The organism is Arthrobacter sp. efr-133-R2A-63, assembly GCF_030209795.1.
Lineage (GTDB): Bacteria > Actinomycetota > Actinomycetes > Actinomycetales > Micrococcaceae > Arthrobacter > Arthrobacter bambusae_A.
The window spans coordinates 26084-45008 of sequence record NZ_JARVRG010000021.1 but is presented as its reverse complement, the minus strand read 5'-3'; the positions used below and the strand labels follow the sequence as shown (position 1 = coordinate 45008).

At 63.2% G+C, this 18925-nt stretch carries 20 protein-coding genes and 1 tRNA gene; 12 read left to right on the top strand and 9 right to left on the bottom strand.

Going from position 1 to position 18925, the window contains the following annotated elements:
• Positions 1-29 precede the first annotated feature (29 nt).
• From QRN45_RS10935 to QRN45_RS10920, 4 genes are all read left to right on the top strand, one after another.
• Positions 30-488, top strand: a complete 459-nt coding sequence (locus QRN45_RS10935) for a GNAT family N-acetyltransferase (protein ID WP_284763342.1) — start codon at positions 30-32, stop codon at positions 486-488.
• 26 nt (positions 489-514) lie between these two features.
• Complete coding sequence (locus QRN45_RS10930) at positions 515-1168, top strand: bacterial proteasome activator family protein (RefSeq protein ID WP_264637409.1); 654 nt, start codon at positions 515-517, stop codon at positions 1166-1168.
• An 8-nt stretch (positions 1169-1176) separates the two neighbouring features.
• Positions 1177-1629 (top strand): hypothetical protein, encoded by a 453-nt coding sequence (locus QRN45_RS10925; protein ID WP_284763341.1) that lies wholly within the window; start codon positions 1177-1179, stop codon positions 1627-1629.
• Between the two features lie 117 nt (positions 1630-1746).
• The gene (locus QRN45_RS10920) at positions 1747-2586 is read left to right on the top strand and encodes an aldo/keto reductase (protein WP_241710653.1); all 840 of its coding nucleotides are present in this window, start codon (positions 1747-1749) and stop codon (positions 2584-2586) included.
• 310 nt (positions 2587-2896) lie between these two features.
• Here QRN45_RS10920 and QRN45_RS10915 read toward each other — a convergent pair whose 3' ends face one another.
• A complete protein-coding gene (locus QRN45_RS10915; RefSeq protein ID WP_078106555.1) occupies positions 2897-3934 on the bottom strand; it encodes a LacI family DNA-binding transcriptional regulator in 1038 nt (345 codons plus the stop codon).
• Between the two features lie 228 nt (positions 3935-4162).
• Between QRN45_RS10915 and QRN45_RS10910 the strand changes: the two genes are divergently transcribed.
• From QRN45_RS10910 to QRN45_RS10890, 5 genes are all read left to right on the top strand, one after another.
• Positions 4163-5530 (top strand): ABC transporter substrate-binding protein, encoded by a 1368-nt coding sequence (locus QRN45_RS10910; RefSeq protein WP_284763340.1) that lies wholly within the window; start codon positions 4163-4165, stop codon positions 5528-5530.
• On the top strand, positions 5527-6498 hold the full coding sequence (locus QRN45_RS10905) for a carbohydrate ABC transporter permease (protein ID WP_370873877.1): 972 nt from the start codon (positions 5527-5529) through the stop codon (positions 6496-6498). The genes QRN45_RS10910 and QRN45_RS10905 overlap by 4 nt, the downstream gene beginning before the upstream one ends.
• Before the next feature lie 158 nt (positions 6499-6656).
• Positions 6657-7445 carry a carbohydrate ABC transporter permease gene (locus QRN45_RS10900; RefSeq protein WP_284763496.1) on the top strand — a complete coding sequence of 263 codons (789 nt, stop codon included), beginning with the start codon at positions 6657-6659 and terminating at the stop codon, positions 7443-7445.
• A gap of 49 nt (positions 7446-7494) precedes the next feature.
• On the top strand, positions 7495-8340 hold the full coding sequence (locus QRN45_RS10895; protein WP_284763339.1) for a sugar phosphate isomerase/epimerase family protein: 846 nt from the start codon (positions 7495-7497) through the stop codon (positions 8338-8340).
• Positions 8337-9515, top strand: a complete 1179-nt coding sequence (locus QRN45_RS10890; protein ID WP_284763337.1) for a Gfo/Idh/MocA family protein — start codon at positions 8337-8339, stop codon at positions 9513-9515. Before QRN45_RS10895 ends, QRN45_RS10890 begins: the two co-directional genes overlap by 4 nt.
• On the opposite strand, the gene QRN45_RS10885 is transcribed toward QRN45_RS10890, so the two are convergent.
• Positions 9512-10006, bottom strand: coding sequence for a DUF7793 family protein (locus QRN45_RS10885; protein WP_241710591.1), 495 nt, complete (start codon positions 10004-10006; stop codon positions 9512-9514). The genes QRN45_RS10890 and QRN45_RS10885 overlap by 4 nt on opposite strands.
• A 224-nt stretch (positions 10007-10230) precedes the next feature.
• On the bottom strand, positions 10231-10407 hold the full coding sequence (locus QRN45_RS10880) for a CsbD family protein (RefSeq protein ID WP_078106551.1): 177 nt from the start codon (positions 10405-10407) through the stop codon (positions 10231-10233).
• Positions 10408-10605: 198 nt separating this feature from the next.
• On the opposite strand from QRN45_RS10880, the gene QRN45_RS10875 reads away from it, so the two are divergent.
• Entirely contained in the window at positions 10606-10809 is a 204-nt protein-coding gene (locus QRN45_RS10875) for a tautomerase family protein (RefSeq protein WP_078106550.1), read from the top strand.
• 388 nt (positions 10810-11197) lie between these two features.
• On the opposite strand, the gene srmL is transcribed toward QRN45_RS10875, so the two are convergent.
• Positions 11198-12316: a PheS-related mystery ligase SrmL gene (gene srmL, locus QRN45_RS10870; protein WP_284763336.1), complete on the bottom strand. Its 1119-nt coding sequence runs from the start codon at positions 12314-12316 to the stop codon at positions 11198-11200.
• A gap of 194 nt (positions 12317-12510) precedes the next feature.
• A complete protein-coding gene (locus QRN45_RS10865; RefSeq protein ID WP_284763335.1) occupies positions 12511-13179 on the bottom strand; it encodes a hypothetical protein in 669 nt (222 codons plus the stop codon).
• A 459-nt stretch (positions 13180-13638) separates the two neighbouring features.
• Here QRN45_RS10865 and QRN45_RS10860 point away from each other — a divergent pair, with 459 nt between their 5' ends.
• On the top strand, positions 13639-13845 hold the full coding sequence (locus QRN45_RS10860; protein WP_241710595.1) for a hypothetical protein: 207 nt from the start codon (positions 13639-13641) through the stop codon (positions 13843-13845).
• A 244-nt stretch (positions 13846-14089) separates the two neighbouring features.
• Here the strand turns inward: QRN45_RS10860 and QRN45_RS10855 are convergent.
• Positions 14090-14162: transfer RNA gene (locus QRN45_RS10855), tRNA-Thr, on the bottom strand.
• A gap of 228 nt (positions 14163-14390) precedes the next feature.
• Between QRN45_RS10855 and QRN45_RS10850 the strand changes: the two genes are divergently transcribed.
• Positions 14391-15128 carry a phosphonatase-like hydrolase gene (locus tag QRN45_RS10850; protein WP_502870715.1) on the top strand — a complete coding sequence of 246 codons (738 nt, stop codon included), beginning with the start codon at positions 14391-14393 and terminating at the stop codon, positions 15126-15128.
• Between the two features lie 307 nt (positions 15129-15435).
• On the opposite strand, the gene QRN45_RS10845 is transcribed toward QRN45_RS10850, so the two are convergent.
• Genes QRN45_RS10845 through tmk form a run of 3 tightly spaced genes read right to left on the bottom strand, consistent with a single transcriptional unit; the run spans position 15436 to position 18870 of the window.
• Entirely contained in the window at positions 15436-17031 is a 1596-nt protein-coding gene (locus QRN45_RS10845) for an alpha/beta hydrolase (protein ID WP_264637421.1), read from the bottom strand.
• Between the two features lie 49 nt (positions 17032-17080).
• Positions 17081-18229, bottom strand: coding sequence for a DNA polymerase III subunit delta' (locus QRN45_RS10840; RefSeq protein ID WP_284763333.1), 1149 nt, complete (start codon positions 18227-18229; stop codon positions 17081-17083).
• Positions 18226-18870 carry a dTMP kinase gene (gene tmk / locus QRN45_RS10835; RefSeq protein ID WP_284763495.1) on the bottom strand — a complete coding sequence of 215 codons (645 nt, stop codon included), beginning with the start codon at positions 18868-18870 and terminating at the stop codon, positions 18226-18228. Before tmk ends, QRN45_RS10840 begins: the two co-directional genes overlap by 4 nt.
• Positions 18871-18925 lie beyond the last annotated feature (55 nt).

Sequence of the window (18925 nt, the reverse complement as noted above, 5' to 3'; positions counted from 1 at the left end):
TCCGCAGGGGAGGTGCTGACATCGAAACATTGACGAATGCCGACGTCCGCATCCGGCTGCTCGGCCCCGACGACGCCGATGCGCTGATCCGCCTGGCGGAGACGGATAACTTGTTCGACGAGGATCCGTCCGTCGCGCCGTCAGGCGCATTGACGTACGACGCCGCCCGCTCCTTTTTGGGCGACCCCGCCGTTCTGTTTTGGCTGGCCGAGCTCGATGACGAGACGGTGGGATTCCTCCACTGCTGCATTCAGCGCCGCCGAAACGCCGGCCCCTGGGCCGAACTGCTCCTCATGGAAATGGGGACCCATCTGGAGTGGCGCCGCCGCGGTATCGGCCGGTCCCTTTTGGCTGTCATGGAGGAGTGGATGCGGGAACACGGGATGGAGGAGGTCTGGGTCCCCGCCAACCTGTATGCCACCGGATTCTATGAAAAATGCGGTTTCGCTCAGGACGAAGGCGAAATACTCGTCAAGGCTCTGGGCTGAGTTGCGGCCCATGAGAGTATGAACGCATGAGCGATCAGGACGACACTCAACCCAGTGGCGAGAGTTTTGACGACATCCCGGTGGAGGGCACAACCTTGGACGCTGGCGCGACACAAAGCACATCGGAAGCAGGTCCCAAGGCCGACGGGAAGGCTGGCGCCAAGAAGGGCACCACCCTGCAGGACCTCGTCGACGAACCCGCCAAGGTCATGCGGATCGGCACCATGATCCGCCAGCTCCTCGAAGAAGTGAAGAGCGCCCCTTTGGACGAGGCGGCACGCGGACGCCTTGCCGAAATCCACGAACGCTCCATCAAAGAGCTGGAAGAGGGCCTCGCTCCGGAACTTGTGGAAGAGCTGGAACGCATCAGCCTCCCGTTCCCTGAAAACGCCACGCCCTCCGACGCTGAACTCCGGATCGCCCAGGCGCAGCTGGTTGGTTGGCTCGAGGGATTGTTCCATGGAATCCAGACAGCCATAGCCGCCCAGCAGGCGGCCCGGGAACACGCTGTTGCCCAGTTGCAGCTTCGCCAGTTGCCACCCGGGACCATGATTGCCCCAGGCGTCGTTATTGGCGAGAACGGTGAGCCCCAGCGTGCCCATCTTCCCGGCAAAGAAGCGGAACCCGGCAATCCGGCTCGCGTGGAAGATCCGGACCACGGTCCGGGCCAGTACCTCTGAGCGCTGGGTTGGGCTTCTTTGGGGCCGTCCGGCAGGGGCGGAAGGATGACGCTGAACTCGGCAAAGGATTGTGGCGGCGTGCCCACGACCGTTTTCATCGAGGCCTGGATCGGTATCACCAAGTGCTGGAGGGTGTCGAAGACGAAAAGGTCTACGGCGAACTCGTAGTCATTGCCAACGAACTCGCGGACTTGTCGTCCCGGGTACGTGCGGTCTGCGTGGAGGCCCAGCTCCGTTCGCCCAGCGACGGGCTGGATATTCCGGGATCGCTCGCCGGCGTCCATCGGGCCTTGTCCAAGGCCGGGAACTCACTTGCCACGACGGCGGAGGCCGCCGCGATGCTGCGTCTCGCCGTCGGACCCGTCCCGGTAGGAGCGGCGTCGGTGCGACGACGCGCCGAAGCCGTTTACGAGCACGTCGAGGAAGCCGAACGACTGCTGAGGGCCGAAGCCGGCTCGTAACCCCTGCCGGCAAAGTAGCTGCAGGCGCGTCTATTCCCACATGGCAACTATTAAGCGCCTAGCTTAGAGGCGCGGAATCCGTAGCCACTGCAGGTGCGCGCTGGCAGGATGGAAGCCATGACTTCGTCACCGAACCTTACTTTTAACGACGGCAACTCCATTCCCCAGCTCGGCTACGGGGTGTGGCAGGTTGAGGACGATGTAGCCGAAAAGGTGGTGCGACAGGCATTCGACGCCGGCTACCGCCACATCGATACCGCCAAGATCTACGGCAACGAGGCAGGCGTGGGACGTGCCATCGCATCCTCCGGCCTCAAGCCCGAGGAAATCTTCATCACCACCAAGCTGTGGAACGCGGACCAGGGCTACGAGTCCACTCTTGCGGCTTTCGAAGAGTCCATGAACCGCCTCGGCTTGGAAACCCTTGACCTGTACCTGATCCACTGGATGCAGCCCAAGCAGGACAAGTTCGTGGACACCTGGAAGGCCCTCATCGAGCTCCAGAAGCGCGGACGCATCAAGTCGATCGGTGTCTCGAACTTCAGCAAGGAGGGCCTGCAGCGCCTGATCGAGGAAACCGGCGTTGTTCCGGCCATCCACCAGATCGAGCTGCACCCGTTCTTCAACCAGTCGGAACTCCGCGAGTTCGCTGCTGCCCGGGGCATTTTGACCCAGGCGTGGTCGCCTTTGGGCCAAGGCGGCGAGCTCCTTGAGAACGCCACCATCGCCCAGATCGCTGCCAGGCACGGGGCCACCCCGGCACAGGTGGTCATCGCTTGGCACCTGGCGATCGGCAACGTCGTGATCCCCAAGTCCGTGACCGAGTCCCGGATCCAGGAAAACTTCGCAGCACTTGGCGTGACTTTGGATGAGGCCGACATCGAGGCCATCAACGGCCTGGACCGCGGTGCCGAAGGCCGCATCGGACCGGATCCCGCAGTCTCGGACTTCGCGTAGTTTCTCCACGGGAAAACCCCGCACCTGACAGGTGCGGGGTTTTCTTGTCATAACTGCTACGTGGGCTGTTGATCGTAGGGTGTTCGGGGTGATTGGCGAGCTTCAAGGCCATTCCTCAGGAAAGTGCTGAACCCAGGGGAAGCACGCGATGAGCGGGATTGACGATCTCATGGCAGGGTCAAACGATCGTTGGGAGCATGCCGCCAGGCGGGCCTCGGGTATCGCGGAGCATAAGCACGGCTGGCGACGCGGGGACTTGCGGCCCATTCAGTGGCACCAGATGGGCCGTAAGTGACTCCGCGTTGCTGGTTCACCTCGCGGGGCGGAGGGGTGGGCCCGTGGATGCCCGGATCGTCAGATGGGTGGGGAGTTCGACTTTCACGCGCATCTGGGACCGGCCCGGTCGAAGCCTGCTGACGAGCATGTCCGTTGCGACCCGTCCGGCTTGTTCGATCGGGGCCGTGAGGGTTGTCAGGGGCGGTTGGCAGAAATCAGCTCCGAAGATGTCATCGCACCCGACCACGCTCATTTCATCGGGTACGTCGATGCCGCGTTCCCTCAGCCGGACGAGGACGCCGATGGCAACCAAGTCGTTGAACGCGATGCAGGCAGTCGCCCCGCTGTTGAGCAGGGTGTCAGCGGCGGCAGCCCCGGACCGGGTACTCGGGTGATACGGGCCAAGGCGCCGGATGGTGATACCCAACAACTCGGATCGCTCCTGCAGGGCCTCCCACCGCCGGCCGTCCGACCAGGAGTTCGGCGGCCCTGCGAGATAGGCAATATCCCTGTGGCCGAGTGAAAACAGATGCTCCATGGCCTGCTGGACCCCTGAAGGGGTATCAATGATCACGCTCGGTACGCCCGGTGTGCTGCGGTTCAACGTCACCAAAGGGGATTTGGCGGCCGCGCTGATGAGCTGATCGTCGCTGAGGCGGGTCGCGGGAAGAAGGAAGCCGACCGCGGAGCTCCGGAACTCGTCCAGGTAGTTTGCTTCCAGTTCGACATCCTCTTCGGTGTCGACAAGCAGCTGGGTATAGCCGGCAGTCTTGAGCTGATGCTGTGTGCTGCGGATGAAGTCAAAAAAGAACGGGTTTGTGATGTCCGGAACCAGGACGGCGACGGCTCCGGACCTTCCCGGGGCGGTGCTGCGGGGATATGCGGACGGCACGTATCCCAGTTCGCGGGCAGCCGCTTCGATGCGTTCCCTGGTGGCTTGGTTGACGCGGTGCGGCTGAGATAAAGCCCGCGAGACTGTGGACGCCGCTACACCGCTGAGAGCGGCGACGTCCCTGATAGTCGGACCCCGCCCCAGCGCGCCGGTTCCAATGCTGGCCTCGCTAATGCTCATAGTGCTGCCCCCTCGCGGCCCCGCAATGCGTTCTGAGAGTCCATCTTCCCTCATCAGGGATGTCCCTTCCCATCTGTGACAGGCCAATCCCCAAAAGCAACGACGGCAATTTTTGGCAACCGTTGCACTTGTTGCAGCAACTGTCATAGTGTTCCAGCTAACATCCGGTCTGTGTGGCCGGTTCCCCCGAGGATTTCGGGGCGACTCAACGAGGAGCATAAGAAAGACATGAACAACTCAAGGACGCGACTTATTGGCGCGGTCGTTCTCGTTTCGCTGGGAGCACTAGGGGTAACCGGTTGCGGTGCCGACAACGGCTCGTCGAGCGCGAGCGGGGGCGCCCCCAACGGCCAAGGCAAGACCCTGGATGTCCTGGTCGGTGCCAACACCAACAAGTCCGATCAGTTCAAGGCCTGGCAGGCCCACATAGCCGATGCATTCAAGAAGCAGACCGGCGCCGACCTGAAATTCGAGACGTTCGCCAGCGCCAACGATGAGCTCTCGAAGATCCAGACCTCTGTGGTCGCAGGCCAGGGCCCGGACGTCTACGCAGTGGGTACCACCTTCACCCCGACCGCGTACTCAACAGACGCCTTCGTCAAGTTCGACTCGAATATGTGGAACAAGGTAGGCGGCCGCGACCGCTTCGTTCCCGCGACGTTGGGAATTTCAGGGCCGGACACCCAGAATGAAGTGGGCGTCCCGTTTACCTCCAGGCCCTACGTTCTGGCCTACAACACCGAAATGTTCAAGAAGGCCGGGCTGGACAAGCCTGCTAACACCTGGGACGGTCTGCTGGACCAGGCCAAGAAGCTGACCACCGGATCCACCTACGGGTTCGCGACCGGATACGCGGACAACTACACGCCGTGGAAGTTTGCCTGGGCCATGGCCAACCAGTCGGGCAACCCCTTGGTGGACGGAAAGACTGCCCGCATCGATGACCCCACCGTGCTCCAGGCTTACGAAACGTACTTCGGTTGGCTCACCAAGGACAAGGTGGTCAACCCGGCCGCCGTCGGTTGGAACGATACCCAGGCTGCCGCTGACTTCGCCGCGGGCAAGTCCGCCATGATGTTGATGACCACCGCATCAACAAAGGTCACTTTCGATGCCTCCGCCGTGAAGGGTAAATACGCCTACGCCGTGATGCCGACCGTGCCGCCGGGACAGACTTCCGCGCCGTCCGGTGGCCAGCCGGTCAGCTCCATCATTTCCGGCGACAACCTGGTGATTGCCAAATACTCGCAGAACCAGGACCTCGCGGCTGCTTACATCAAGCTGCTCACCAGTGAAGACGAGCAGGTCAACTACAACAAACTGTTCGGAGATCTTCCCACCAACGCTGCGGCCGCAAAGAAGGTCCAGGATGCGGATCCTTCGCTGGCGCCGATCATTGATTCAGCGTCCAAGTCCAAGACCACACCGTTCACCGGCGCGTGGGGCGACATCCAACTGGCGATGACCAACGTCGTGGTTCAGTCCCGCCCCGATCTTGGCAATGGCAGCTTCAATGAGGCCAACCTCAAGGCTGCGCTGGCCAAGGCCCAGAAGGACTCCCAGGCCTCCCTCGACAGGGCGTCGGCAAACCAGTGAGCACCACGGTGAAAAAAGCCGCCGCCTTGCGGCGCGCCCCGGAGCTTGGCGGGCAACCGCCCGCCAAGCGCCGGCGGACTGTGAGCGAACGAAACCGGCCACTATGGATGCTCACCCCTGGTGCCCTCCTGATCGGCCTGATAATCGTCGTCCCCCTGATCCTGGGCATCTACATCGCGATGCTGCAACTGGATCAGTACACGATCCGGAAATGGATCAGTGCCCCCTTCGTAGGATTGAAAAACTTCGTCGAAGCGTTCACGTCCACTGACTTGGTCCATGCCTTCGGCAACAGCATCGGTTTCTCCTTGATCGCCACCGTCATCACGGTACCGATCGGCATCTACGCTGCACTGGCGACCCAGAATGCCTATCGCGGCAGGTCCTTGGTGCGCTCGATGTTCCTTATTCCCTACGTCCTTCCATCGTTCGTCGTGGGAAGCTTTTGGCGCACCATGCTCCAACACGACGGCATCGTCAACAAGGTGCTGACCGCGTTCGGCCTGCCTGCCGGTCAATGGCTCACCGGTCCGGCCAGCTTCTGGGTCCTGATCCTGGTCGAGGTATGGGCGGCGTGGCCGTTCATCTATCTGATGGCACTTTCAGGCTTGCAATCCGTGGACCAGGAAGTCCACGAGGCAGCGGCCATCGATGGCGCCTTGTGGTGGACGAAGCTGCGCTACGTGATCTTCCCGTATTTGCGCGGGCCGGTCGCCTTGGCGTGCCTTATCGCGACACTCCACCACATGAACAACTTTTCGCTGGCCTTCTTGTTGTTCGGCGTCCCGGCTCCCTTCGACGTGCAAATACTGCCGACCCTTGTCTACAGCATGAGTTTCACCAGCCTGCGGTTCGGCATGGGAGCAGCGATGGCACTGATCTCGCTACTGCTGATCGCCATACCGCTCTACTTCTACTTGAAAGCCGTTCGGCTCGACACCGGCGCGGACGCGGGAGGCAAGAAATGAGCAACAAAACGCCCGACGTCGTCATGGAGGTCCCGCTGGAGGCCTCCAGCCCGCTTCGCACTGGAAGCGCGCCCCGCAAGACCGGACGGCAGACTGCCGCGGTATACCGTCTGCTCCCGACCCCGCTGCTGGTCGGAGGCACCATCGTGCTGTGCGCCATGGTCGCGATTCCGTTGCTCTACATCGTGTTTTCCTCGATGAACTCCGATGTGGAAGTGGCACGGGGGGCATTCTTCCCCACCGAATTCACCCTCGCCAACTACACGAAGATCTGGAGCACCCTGCCCTTGGGCACTGGCCTGATCAACAGCGTCATGATCGCCGGTGAGGTTGCGGTGGTTTCCTCATTACTGGGCATCATCACCGCTTACGTGCTGGTCCGGTTCGAATTCAGGGGCCGCCTAAGCATTCTCCGGGGGCTCATCGGCCTGCAAAGCGTTCCGGGCGGTCTTTTGCTGCTTCCGGTGTTTGTTCTCTTCGCCTCGGCGGGCAACTATCTGGGAATCACCGTCATCGGTACCTACTGGGGCCTGTTCCTGGCGTACTTGACGTTTGCCCTGCCGTTTTCCATCTGGGTCATGGTCACGTATCTGCGGGGCTTGCCCAAGGAACTGGAGGAGGCAGCCCGTATCGACGGATCTTCCTCGATGGGGGTTCTCTTCCGGATCATCTTCCCCCTGAGCTGGCCCGGGCTCGTGGTCGCCGGCGTCTTTTCCTTTCTGCTTGGCTGGAATGACGTCATGTTCGCTTCGGTCCTGACCCGTCCGAATACCCAGACCGTAGCGGTAGTGCTGCAGATCTTCGGGTCCTCCTCGGAAGGTGGGGCGCTGCCCCTGTACGGCCAGATGATGGCCGCATCCTTGGTCTGTGCCGCACCTGTGGTCATCCTCTATCTCATTTTCCAACGATTCCTCGTCGGCGGCCTGACTGCCGGCGGTGTCAAATAGGCCAGCCACGCCGGCTGCCAACCATGTATTACTTCAAGGAGAAAACGACGTGACCGTCAAGCAAACCCAGTGGACACTGTCTGGATTCGGCGACGAAATAAGTCCTGACCCGCTGATCCAGATTGCAGTTCTGCAGGCCTTGGGCGCCAACCACATCGAGGTCCGCAGCGCGTGGGGCACCAATATCGTGGAGCTGTCCGAAAAGGACCTCGCCCGGCTGGACCAGATACTGCGCGAGCAGAACATGGGTGTGTCGGCCATCGCCTCTCCCATCGGCAAAGTGGACATCACCACACCTGTCGCATTCGAAGTGGATCGCCTCCACGCGGCCATTCGGGCCGCGAAGGTCCTGGGCACCCGTTACATCCGGATCTTCTCGTTCTATCGGGCCGAAGGCCTCAGCGCCGAAGACATCCGCGACGCCGTCATGATCCGCATGCGAGCCTTGGCCGCAGAGGCCCAGGCGCACGACGTGGTACTCCTGCATGAAAATGAAAAGGACATCTACGGCGACACGCCTGAACGCGTCCTGGACATCATCACGACTGTTAATTCCCCGGTGCTGCGGATTGCCTGGGACGCCGCGAACTTCGTCCAGGTGGGCGTCAAGCCCTTCAGCGAGGCCTACGACATGCTCCGCCCCTACCTGGAATATCTCCAGGTCAAGGATGCCCGTGCCGATGACAGCCTGGTGATGCCGGCGGGGGATGGCGACGGCCAACTTCGCGAAACCATCAACGCTTTGAAGGAAGACGGTTTCGAAGGCTTCGCTTCCCTGGAGCCCCACCTGGCCAACACCCACCACCTCGGAGGATTCTCGGGACCGGCAGCGTTCGGAGTTGCCGGCCGCTCTTTCAACCGCCTCCTCGAAGAAGCCGGAGTTACCACCAAATGACCCTCGCGAACACAGCAACCACGCCCAAGCGGCGGCTGCGCACCGCCGTCGTCGGCTGCGGAGTCATCGGCCGTCAGCATGCCAAGCTCATCACCGCGAATGATGACCTGGAACTCGTCGCCCTCGTTGACCCGCTTGAGCCGGCCGCGACCGCGCTGGCAGACACGGTCGAGAGTGAGCTGCACAACCCTCGTCCCGCAACGTACTCGTCGCTGGCGGCCGCACTGAAGGGCGCGGACATCGATCTTGTCGCTGTCTGCACGCCAAGCGGCCTGCACGCGGACCTGGCCGTCGAAGCCCTGAATACCGGCAAGCATGTCATCATCGAAAAGCCCATCGACGTGGATTTGCCGAGCGCCCGGCGCGTTGCAGATGCGGCGGCCGCCGCGACAGGGCAGGTCGTCTCGGTGATCAGCCAGCACCGCTTCGATCCGGCGAGCGTCGCGGTGGCCCGGGCGGTCCGGTCCGGACGCTTCGGCAGGATCACCTCGGGAGTGGCTTCGCTGGCTTGGTGGCGGGGCCAGAACTACTATGACTCCGGCCAGTGGCGGGGCACTTGGGAGCTCGACGGCGGCGGCGCGGTCATGAATCAAGGCGTCCACAGCGTGGATCTGCTTCTTTGGTTCCTGGGAACCCCCGTCCAGATTCAGGCCCACACTGCGCTGCTCGCCCATGAGCGCATCGAAGTGGAGGACACTGCCGTTGCGACGGTCCGATTCGCCTCCGGCGCTTTGGCAGTGATCCACTGCACCACCGCGGCCTATCCCGGTCTCACCGCCCGGATCCAGGTCCACGGCGAGAGGGGCTCGGCGGTCGTCGACAATGATCGGCTGCAGTACTTCCATGCCGCTGACAATGCTCCCGCGGAAGGAGAATCTTCCTACGGCATGGCCGGGGCCGGGAACCAGGCCGAACTTGAGGTCGGGGCGCATGATGCGGCAGCCAATACGGACGGATCAGACGATCTGCAGACCGCGCACCAAAAGCAGTATGCCGACGTCGTGGAAGCCATCCGTTCCGGAAAGAATCCGCGGGTTGGCGTCGAGGAAGCAACCGCGGCACTCGCTACCGTGCGGGCCCTTTATGTGTCGGCAACTCTCGGCTCGGCGGTGTACTTCGAAGACGTCCTGGCCGGCAAGTATGACGACCTCGTCGTCCACACGGGCCGCGCCTAAGTCTGCTTGGCTGCCGTGCTGGTGCCGCTCTCTGCGGCGCCAGCACGCAGTTCGCGCAACCACCCCAAGGCTTCTTGTTCATCGGAGAAATACTGGGTGGGGCACTGCGGTGCGGGGAGCCCGTGCCTACCGTGGGCGATGACACGGTCCACGGGCGTGCTGCCCAGAATCGCGAAGGCCGTGATGGTGGCTGCTTCGCTGAAAAATCTGACGGCGTCGCGGCTGACGTACTCGACGCCGATGACCTGAAGCAGTACAGCGGCGCCCATTCCGCCCGTCAGAGCCAGGTATCGCTCCTTGACAAGGGCTCCGTCCTCTGCCGTGATCCGGCCTCCGGGGCGCAAGATGATCCGGAGGATCCCCTCACCCGAGTCCTCAATCCTGACATTTTCATGTTCCGAGCTGAGCCAGGCCCCGCCCTTCGCATCGGAAACGGTGTTGGCCTCTGCGTCGGGGCGTAATTCGCCCTCCGACTGAACCAGCGTTGTCATCAAATCCCCCAGATGTGATTTCGCTGCGACTCCATTGACGCAGTCCCGGATGAGCACCATCCCGGATGAGCACCATTCGGGTGTGATCACACTACCGGTGAGGTTGCCCGGCGTCCATGATTACTATGTCTGCGGTGTGTTCCCGCGGGAACACGTCTGGAATCAGGTACCGGCACGGCGAAGGGCGCACCCCGATGGAATGCGCCCTTCGCCAGACGGTCGGATCAGTCCTTCTTGAAGGCGTCCTTGACCTTTTCGCCGGCCTGCTTCAAATCGCCCTTGGCCTGGTCGGCCTGGCCTTCCGCCTTCAGGTTTTCATTGCCCGTGGCGTTGCCGGCAGCTTCCTTGCCCTTGCCGCCAGCCTTCTCGGCAGCGTTCTCAATCTTGTCGCCTAGTCCCATGGTGTCTCCTCCTCTGGTTCGGCAGCCGATCGATACGGCCGTTGTTACATACTAAGCATGCTTCGGGTTTGGATTTCAAGTCCGAATGAGTTGCCGGGCATGAAACTGTGGCGTGTTCATCCGGCGGTCGCCCGTCAACAAAGGGAGGAACCGTGGAAGCCAAACGCACAACCTCATGGGCCGTGGCAGAATCGTCTGATGCCCCTGATCCAGGTTTTGAACGCTTCGCCGGCATCTACCGAGAAGAAGCGAGAGCTGCTGGCAGCGCTGACTGCGACCTACGCCGACGTCATGGGGATCCGGCCGGACACCATCCGCGTCGTCCTCCACGAAGTCCCGCGAGAGAACTGGTCGGTGGCCGGAGTGACCCTCGCTGATTCAGGTCAGAACGAAGCGGTTTAAGCTCCGCCAGGGAAATGCAGGCGGCGATCCGGGTTGTCAGGCACACACTCATCTTCCTCGGCGAACCGTGGAGGACCTTCGGGTCGTGTTCGACGTGGGCCCGGTCGGGGTCCTAGTGGTTGGCGCCGTTCTATGAGTCCTGCGGCTGCCGCCGGATGCGTGGTCAAGAACGGTGCCTATCAAGACGGGACAGGACCACAGTCGTCGAATCCGTAGATACTCCGATCATGATTTGCTCCGCCGCCAAGAACACCGCATCGTGGCCCGCCGGGCTGATCGATCCAGCGGGAACCCCTTGGTGGAGCGTCGCGGGATGGAGGTCCCGATCGGGCCCTTTGCCGGCATGTCCCGCGGCGCCCTCCATCATCTGGGGAAAGCCGCGCATGTCCTATCCCGCGATGAGCACCTTGACCGGCCCTTCGTGGAGGGCTAGGTAAACCGCGTTCCGGATCTGGTTGGCCTGTGAATCCGTCATGGTCCGGGCGAGGGGGCGCAGCACCAAACGTATGAGCGCGTTGGCTTGTCCGTCGCAGATGCGGAGCCGTTCCCGCGCTGCCGCCGGGAGCTCTCCCCATGAACTCAGCGCCAGGAGTTCGACGCTTTCCAGATCTTCGGCTTGCTCGCCCAAGGATGTCCGTACCCGGTCTCCGAGAACTTCGGCGTCCAAACCCGCGGGGACGACGATGGAAATGTCCCTGCGGATGGAAGGCATCTGGGAGACCGGTTTCCATTGGGACAGGTCCAGCATCTGCTGTTCGATTCTTTTGTCCGTGGATCTGAGCAACCTGATGTCGGGGATGCCTTTGCGGAGCATCAGTGCACGGTCCAAGCCCATCCCTAGAGCCAGTCCCGACCACTTTGCGGGATTCAGGCCGGCCTCGGCGAACAGATGCGGGGCCATGAGTCCGCATTCCGCGAGTTCGAGCCATTCTCCTTCCATGAGAACATCGAGCTGCAAGCCCGCCGTGGTGTAGGGGTGAACTGCCGGAACTGCGCGCCATTGTGCTCCCGGAAGGACCGCCTGCGCGAGGGAAGAAAGCATTTCCTGGAGATCACCGGCGTCGAGGGCTTGCCGGGAGCTGATGCGCCACAAGTCGACCTGGTGCGGGGTACCGACGTGGGTGCGGTCGATGGAATCGCGCCGGTAGACAAGACCGGGGATGGCCCAGAGCTCGTCGATGGATTGGTCTGAATCCAGTGCCCGCAGCAGGGACGGGATGGAAGCGGAGGTATGGCTGCGGAGCATCACCGTAGGGCTGACGTAGCGGGAGTATCTTTGATCCCGCGTGACATCCGATTCGCTGAACCCCAGGCGGTCATAGTTGTCGGTCACGCTCACCAGCGGGCTGTGCCGAATGATCTGTTCGGGCACGCCCCACTTGCTGCCGAGCGCGTCGATGACACCTTGCAAGAGTGTCTGCATTGCATGGGGCCCGGCGTCCGGATTTGAGAGGTCCCGGATAGTCAAAGCATCGTTGAGTTCGGAGGGGCCGAGATAAGCGGGCATTACTGGTCCTTATGTTCGGATGTGAGTGGCGGGTTCCACCCCCCGACTCACATCCGGCGCCAGGACCTAGGCGCGCGCCTGAGAGCCCTCGCGACCGGAAACCGGTCGGGGGCAAGTAAATCGACGCGTGGAGAGCATGGGGCGACTATACCCCGGCTGACGACCCTACTCGTCGGAGCCAGCGCTTCGCGCTGCTACAAACCGAGGTCTTTGACCGCGGTGACCCAGTTGTGGGCGATCGCCTTCTGGGCAGCCGACAGGGTGACCTTGTGAGTGCATACGGCCTTGTGCAGGGCGTTCTCCACCGCGTCTTTCGGGTTCGTGGTGCCCGTTGCGCTCGCCTTGTTCGGCTCAGGCCACAGATTCGATACGGAGTTGGTGCCGCCAAGCTCAAGACTGATGAGATGGTCGTATTCCGTGGTCTTGACGGCGGTCTGGCCGTATTCGCTCAGGCTCTCGGCCTTCACCTTGTCCGTGTTCGAAGCGGGCGGGCGAACCGTGGCCGTGTAGCCGCTCGTGCAGATGGTCGAGTCGATGTTGTCCTGAGTGACCGCTGGATCTGCGGCGCCAGGAGTGCAGGCCGGGTCCGGCAGGTACTCGCCGGTGGCGGCATCGACGACCTTGGCGGAGCACTGTCCGGCACTAAGCTGTTCGTCGGTGGCGACGATGCGGGGGGAGTGGATGGACTTCACGGCTGCGGCCGACGCACCTGAGGATGCTCCCCCGGGAGCGGCCGCGATTGCCTGGGGAGTTGCTGGCGACATCGCTTCTGTGGCGGGACCGGATCCCTGCTGGCATCCGGTGAGGGCAAATGCGGCAAAGAGGAACGCGGCGGGCAGGGCGAAGTGTTTGCGGAAGTTCATGACCCTCATGTGTTCGGCGGCTCGGAAGACTGTCCCTGGAAACGGGTACAGACGGGCGGAAGATGGTAGTTCCCGCCCATCTTTTCTATCCTGTTGCCTGAACTTCGCAGCGCCCGACGCGCCGCGCAGCCTACTCGCCTCGGGTCTCACCTCGACCGCTGTGCATTAGGGGTTAAGGAGGTACCGGGCGACGAGGTAGAACGCAAAATCGGCGATACCGATGATCATCCCCGCGATGGCGAGCCCGCGTCCACGCAACCCGCGGTCTCTGGCCCGCCGGACGGCCAGCGCTTTTCGGGAGGCGGAGGAACACTGCTCAAGAGGTTTGTCCTTTCACCTGGATGACGTTAGCCGAGCCCACGATATGGCGCGCAAGCTTGCCTCCAGGGTCCCGGTGTGTCGGAGCCTTGATGGGAGACATGAAACATGAGGCCAAACCGGACGGGCTTCTAAGCGACTATGCAGAACGACGGCTTCGCCCTTCTTGCGCTGGTCGGCGTTGCCATGGCCGTCAGTACCCTCAGGAAGGAACGGCCCGCGCCCGAGGTGTTTCTTGAGGAGGAACATTTCGACGGCGGAGGGACCGTGCGCTCCAAAGGCACCATTTGGGGCGGCCTTTCCGTCAGCAGTGGGTACAGAATGCTGGTGCTCAGCCCCACCCGGTAGCTCCCACCTTCAGCGTCGCATACGGCTTGGCAAGGTTCATCGGGCCATGGACCCTGCAACGGGCCGAAGTCAACAGGATCGAGCGCGTCAGCACTTGGTTCACCAATCACGACGCCATCAGGATCATCCCGGTCAGCGGGACGCCTTGGTATTTTCTGGCCGGATGGACTTCCGGCAGGAGCGCCGTGAATTTTGGAACGAAAAAGGAAGCCCCGCCAATCCAGTGGAATGGCGGGGCTTTTCGAGCTTCCTATCAGAATCGAACTGATGACCTTTTCATTACGAGTGAAACGCTCTACCGACTGAGCTAAGGAAGCACCGCGTTATCGTCCGGGTACCGGCTGAATCACGCAAGATACAACTGTAATAGAGTCACCTCGTCCGGGTCAAAACAGCACCGGGCAGGGCTCCCGTGGCGCCGTTGTTGCGGAATTCACCCGCTCGTCGCGCCGGGTTCAGGCCGCCGTCGCGGACCGGGGGCAAGCTGGGCGGACTAACGTGGCCGCACGATTTCGGCCATCAACCAGCGAAGGGGCGCCATGAGCATGGACAGCGGCAAGAGGATCAACACGGACGACGCCGGGGCACATCGTGCGCAGCGGCTCCGGCTTGCTGTCTTGGACATGGTGGGCACCACGATCACGGACGATGGTCTTACGGAACGTGCGATGTCCCGCGCACTGCAGGAGACCGGCGTCGAGCCCGGTTCGACCCGCTTCGAAAGCATGCTCGGCTACGCCCGGGACACCATGGGCTTTTCGAAGTTGACCGTTTTCAGCCACCTTTTTGACGAAGCCCAACGGGCCGAGAGCGCCAACAAAGCGTTCGAACGCGCCTACGACGATCTGATTGCCGACGGCGGTGTCCGGGCTATTCCGGGCGCCGAGGAAACCATCGACTGGTTACGGGACTCCGGCGTGAAAGTGTGCCTGGCTACGGGATTCGGGCGGCACACCCAGAACATGGTGCTTGAGTCCCTGGGCTGGATGGGGAAGGCAGATCTCAGCCTGTGCCCCGCCGACGCCGGACGCGGTCGCCCTTACCCGGACATGATCCTTACCGCCGTGCTTGCCCTTGACCTCGATGATGTCCGCGAGGTCGTCGTCGTGGGCGACACGAGCTCGGACATGCTCTCCGGTGTTCGTTCCGGTGCGTCCGCCGTGGTGGGCGTGCTCACCGGCTTCCACTCAGAGGCGGCCTTGCGCGCGGCCGGCGCCACCGCCGTCGTGCCGTCGGTCAAGGACCTTCCAGCGCTGCTTGAGCCCCGCGGGGCACGGCTCTAACGCCTGCCCCTCAACAATCCACCGGTTTTGGCCCGGTCTCAGCGGCGTGGATGCCGTCAATCCGCCACCACGCTGCTAGGCCCGCGCAATTGCGCTGGAGGTGGAGCGTGGCAGCTCTTGCCGATGTCCGCGTGCATGCGTTGCGATGCCGGCCGGCAGTCGAAGCGTTGGTCATGGTTGAATGCGCGGTTGCACGTGGCGACATAACCGTGGAGTTCCCACGCGGCGTGACACGTTCAACTGCCCGGGTCAGCTCAACCCGGCTCCAAAAATGGTCAGAACTGGCGGCCGGCCAAAACGGCCGGGCTCAGCACATGGTCCCGTCCGAAGGCACCTTTCCGTCCACGAAGTAGTTGTCCACGGCGTCGGACACGCACTGGTTGGAGCGGCCGTAGGCGGTGTGGCCTTCGCCCTTCCACGTCACCAGGGAAGCGTTGCCGAGCTGCTTCCGCAGTGAACCAGCCCAGGCCACCGGTGTTGCCGGATCCCCGGTGGTGCCGATAACCACGACCGGAGCGGAGCCGGTGTACTTGACGGGAGCCGGCGTGTGCACGGGCTTATAGGGCCAGTCCTTGCAGTTGATGCCGCCATAGGCGAAGTAGTACCCGAAGGTGGGGGAGAGCTGCTTCAGCCGGGCTTCCTCGGAACGCATCCCGGGCGTATCCGTGACCATGGGGTAGTCAAGGCAGTTGATCGCGTTGAACGCGAACTGGGTGTTCGAGGTGTAGGTGCCGTTCGGGTCCCGGTCCGCGCCAAAGTCGGCAATCCGGAGCATGAGCGACACATCGCCCTTGAACGCGGCCACGAGCGCCTGGGTCAGGACAGGCCACGATTCGTTGTCATAAAGCGGGGTGAAAATGCCGCTGACAAACGCGGCTCCCGTCACCAGCCGGCCGTCCTTGGCTCGCTTGGGATTCTGCTCGACGTCGGCAATGAGGTCCCGGATTTGCTGCACACCATCGTCGACGCTGCCTGTCATGGGGCAGCCGGGCTTTGCTTGGCAATCCGCCACATAAGTGTGGAGCTCCTTTTCGAATGACTCTGCCTGCCCCGCAGTGAGGTCCTCGTTGTTGAGGGCAGGATCCACTGCGCCATCCAAAGCAAGCTTGCCGACGTTGTTCGGGAACAAGGACGCATAGGTGGCGCCAAGCGAAGTTCCGTAGGAGAAGCCAAGGTAGTTCAATTTTGCGTCGTTCAGCACTGCGCGGAGGATGTCCATGTCCTTGGCAGAGCTGGCGGTGTCGATATGTGCCAGGGCGGGGCCGGATTTTTCCACGCACTTGGCATTGATGGCCTTGGTGTCGGCAAGTGCCGCCGCGAGGCCTTGGTCGGTGTCATAGTTGTAGACCTTCTCGCGGGAAGCGTCACGCTCGGCATCGCTGAGGCACGTCACCGGCGCCGAGCGCTTGACGCCGCGGGGATCGAAGCCCACCAGGTCGAAGCTGGACCGGAGCTTGCTGGTGAAGTGCGTCTTCCCCGCGTCCCTGACGAAGTCATAGCCAGACGCGCCGGGGCCGCCGGGATTGACCAGCAGCGAACCCTTCTTCGTGCCCTGGGCCGGGAGCCGAATCGCCGCGATGGAGATGCTGTCACCGTCGGGTTTGGCATAGTCCACCGGCACTTTGATGTTGGCGCACTGGAATCCCTGCTCGCAGGACGTCCAGTCCACTTTCTGGGAGTAGAAACTCTCCAGTCCTGCCGGCGCCGCGGCTGCGATGGACGAGTCGGCGGTGCTGCCCGACCCGTTGCTCGCGCCGTCGTTGGGCACCGGCACGGAGAACACGCAGCCACTCAGCAGCAGGCTGGCGGAGACCGTGGCAGCGACTGCCGCTGCCGCCCGCCGCAGTGATGGGAACCGGGTCCTGGAACTGGACCCGGCGGTCCGGCGTCGTGCGGGGGTCATGCGTTTCTCCTCAGGCTGGGGAAGCGTGTTGTACTTCTAAACTATCCGGCTATTGCTGAATCAGGCTGCTCGCCATGGACTCGACGGCCAACAGGGGTGCCACGTTGGTGGTGGTGATCCGCACACGCGCCTTGTTGATGGCATCCATGCGCGCCAAAGTGATTTCGGGCGTGGAGTTTGCCGCATAGGCTTCCAGCTCGCTCCTGAGTTCAACGTTGACCAACTCCACGGCGTTTCCCATCTGGATGACCAGGACGTCCCTGTAGAAGGACAGCAGATCGGTCAGCGTGCGGTCGAGGGAATCCGTGATGGATCGCTTGGCGCGCCGTTTCTGGTCGTCTTCAAGCTGCTTCACCTGGCTGCGCATCGACGGAGGCAGGGTGCCCGACTCCGGAGCGCCCAGGCTCGCGAGCAGGGCCACCTTCTCGGCGGCGTCGCGTTCGTCGTTGGAGCTGTTGGCCTCATCGCTCGCGATCTTGACCAGCTTTTCGGCCATCATCACGGCGGCAGTGACGCCCCGCAGGCCCAGCGGGAAGCGGACCGTCTCCATCCGGCGCTCCCTCGCCTCCGGGTCGCGGGCCAGCCGACGCGCAATGCCGATGTGGCTTTGGGCAGCCCGGGCGGCCCGGTCCGCAAGGGCGGGATCGACGCCGTCGCGGCTCACCAGCAGGGCGGCGACGTCGGCAGCCGGCGGAATCCGGAGGCTCACCGGGCGGCAACGCGAGCGGATGGTGACCAGCACATCGGCGGGCGACGGCGCGCACAGCATCCAGATGGTCCGGGGCGTGGGCTCCTCGATGGCCTTGAGAAGGACGTTGGTGGTGCGCTCGGCCATGCGGTCCGCGTCCTCCACCACAATGATGCGCCAACGGCCCGACGCCGGCCGGTCGCCCGCTTTGGACACCAACTGTCGGGCTTCCTCGATGGTGATGGTGACCTTCTCCGTGCGGACAAAGGTCACGTCGGAGTGGGTCTCGCCGAGGATGGTCCGGCACGATGCGCATTCGCCGCAGCCTCGGAGTGCCACGTCGTCCTGTTCGCAGTTCAAGGCAGCCGCGAATGCCTTGGCCGCGTTGGAGCGGCCTGAACCCGGCGGTCCGGTGAACAGCCAGGCGTGCGTGAGGCCTTCGCCTTGGGCGGCGGCCCGCAATTGCGCGACGACGGGTGCCTGGCCCTGGAGCTCATCCCACACGGTCACGTGCGGCTCCCGAGCAAGTCCTGCACGCGCCGGAGGATCTGCGCGGCGAGATCCTCGATGGCGTCGTTGGCGGGCAACACGAGGTACGTGTCGGGGCGGGCCCCTGCCAGTTCGAGGAATGCCGCACGGATGCGGGCGTGGAAATCGTCCGGTTCCGACTCGAGCCGGTCCTCGGCAACGTCTCCGGCAGTCCTGCGGTCCCGGCCATCGCCCGGGTGGACGTCGAGGAGTACCGTCAGGTCCGGTTCAAGGCCTTCGGTGGCCCATTCGTTGAGCCGCCTGACATCCACGGTTCCGAGGTCCCTGCCGGCCCCCTGGTAGGCCACGGAGGAATCAATGTAGCGGTCCGTGATGACCACTGAACCCTGCGCCAAGGCCGGGCGGATGACCTGGCTTGCATGGGCGGCCCGGGAGGCTGCGAACATGAGGGCTTCGGTGCGGGGATCGATCGCGCCGTGGCCGTGGTCCAGGACGAGGGACCGCAGTTTCTCGCCGATCGGCGTGCCCCCGGGCTCGCGGGTTCGCAGTACTGACAAACCGAGGGACTCGAGCGACTCGGCCAGGCGGGCGGCCTGCGTGGACTTGCCGGCCCCGTCGCCGCCCTCGAAGGCGATGAAGAGTCCCGGGCGCTGGTCCGGCATGGGGCTCTGGTCCTGCTTGAGGGGCTGCGTAGTCACGGATCTAAGCGTACAGATG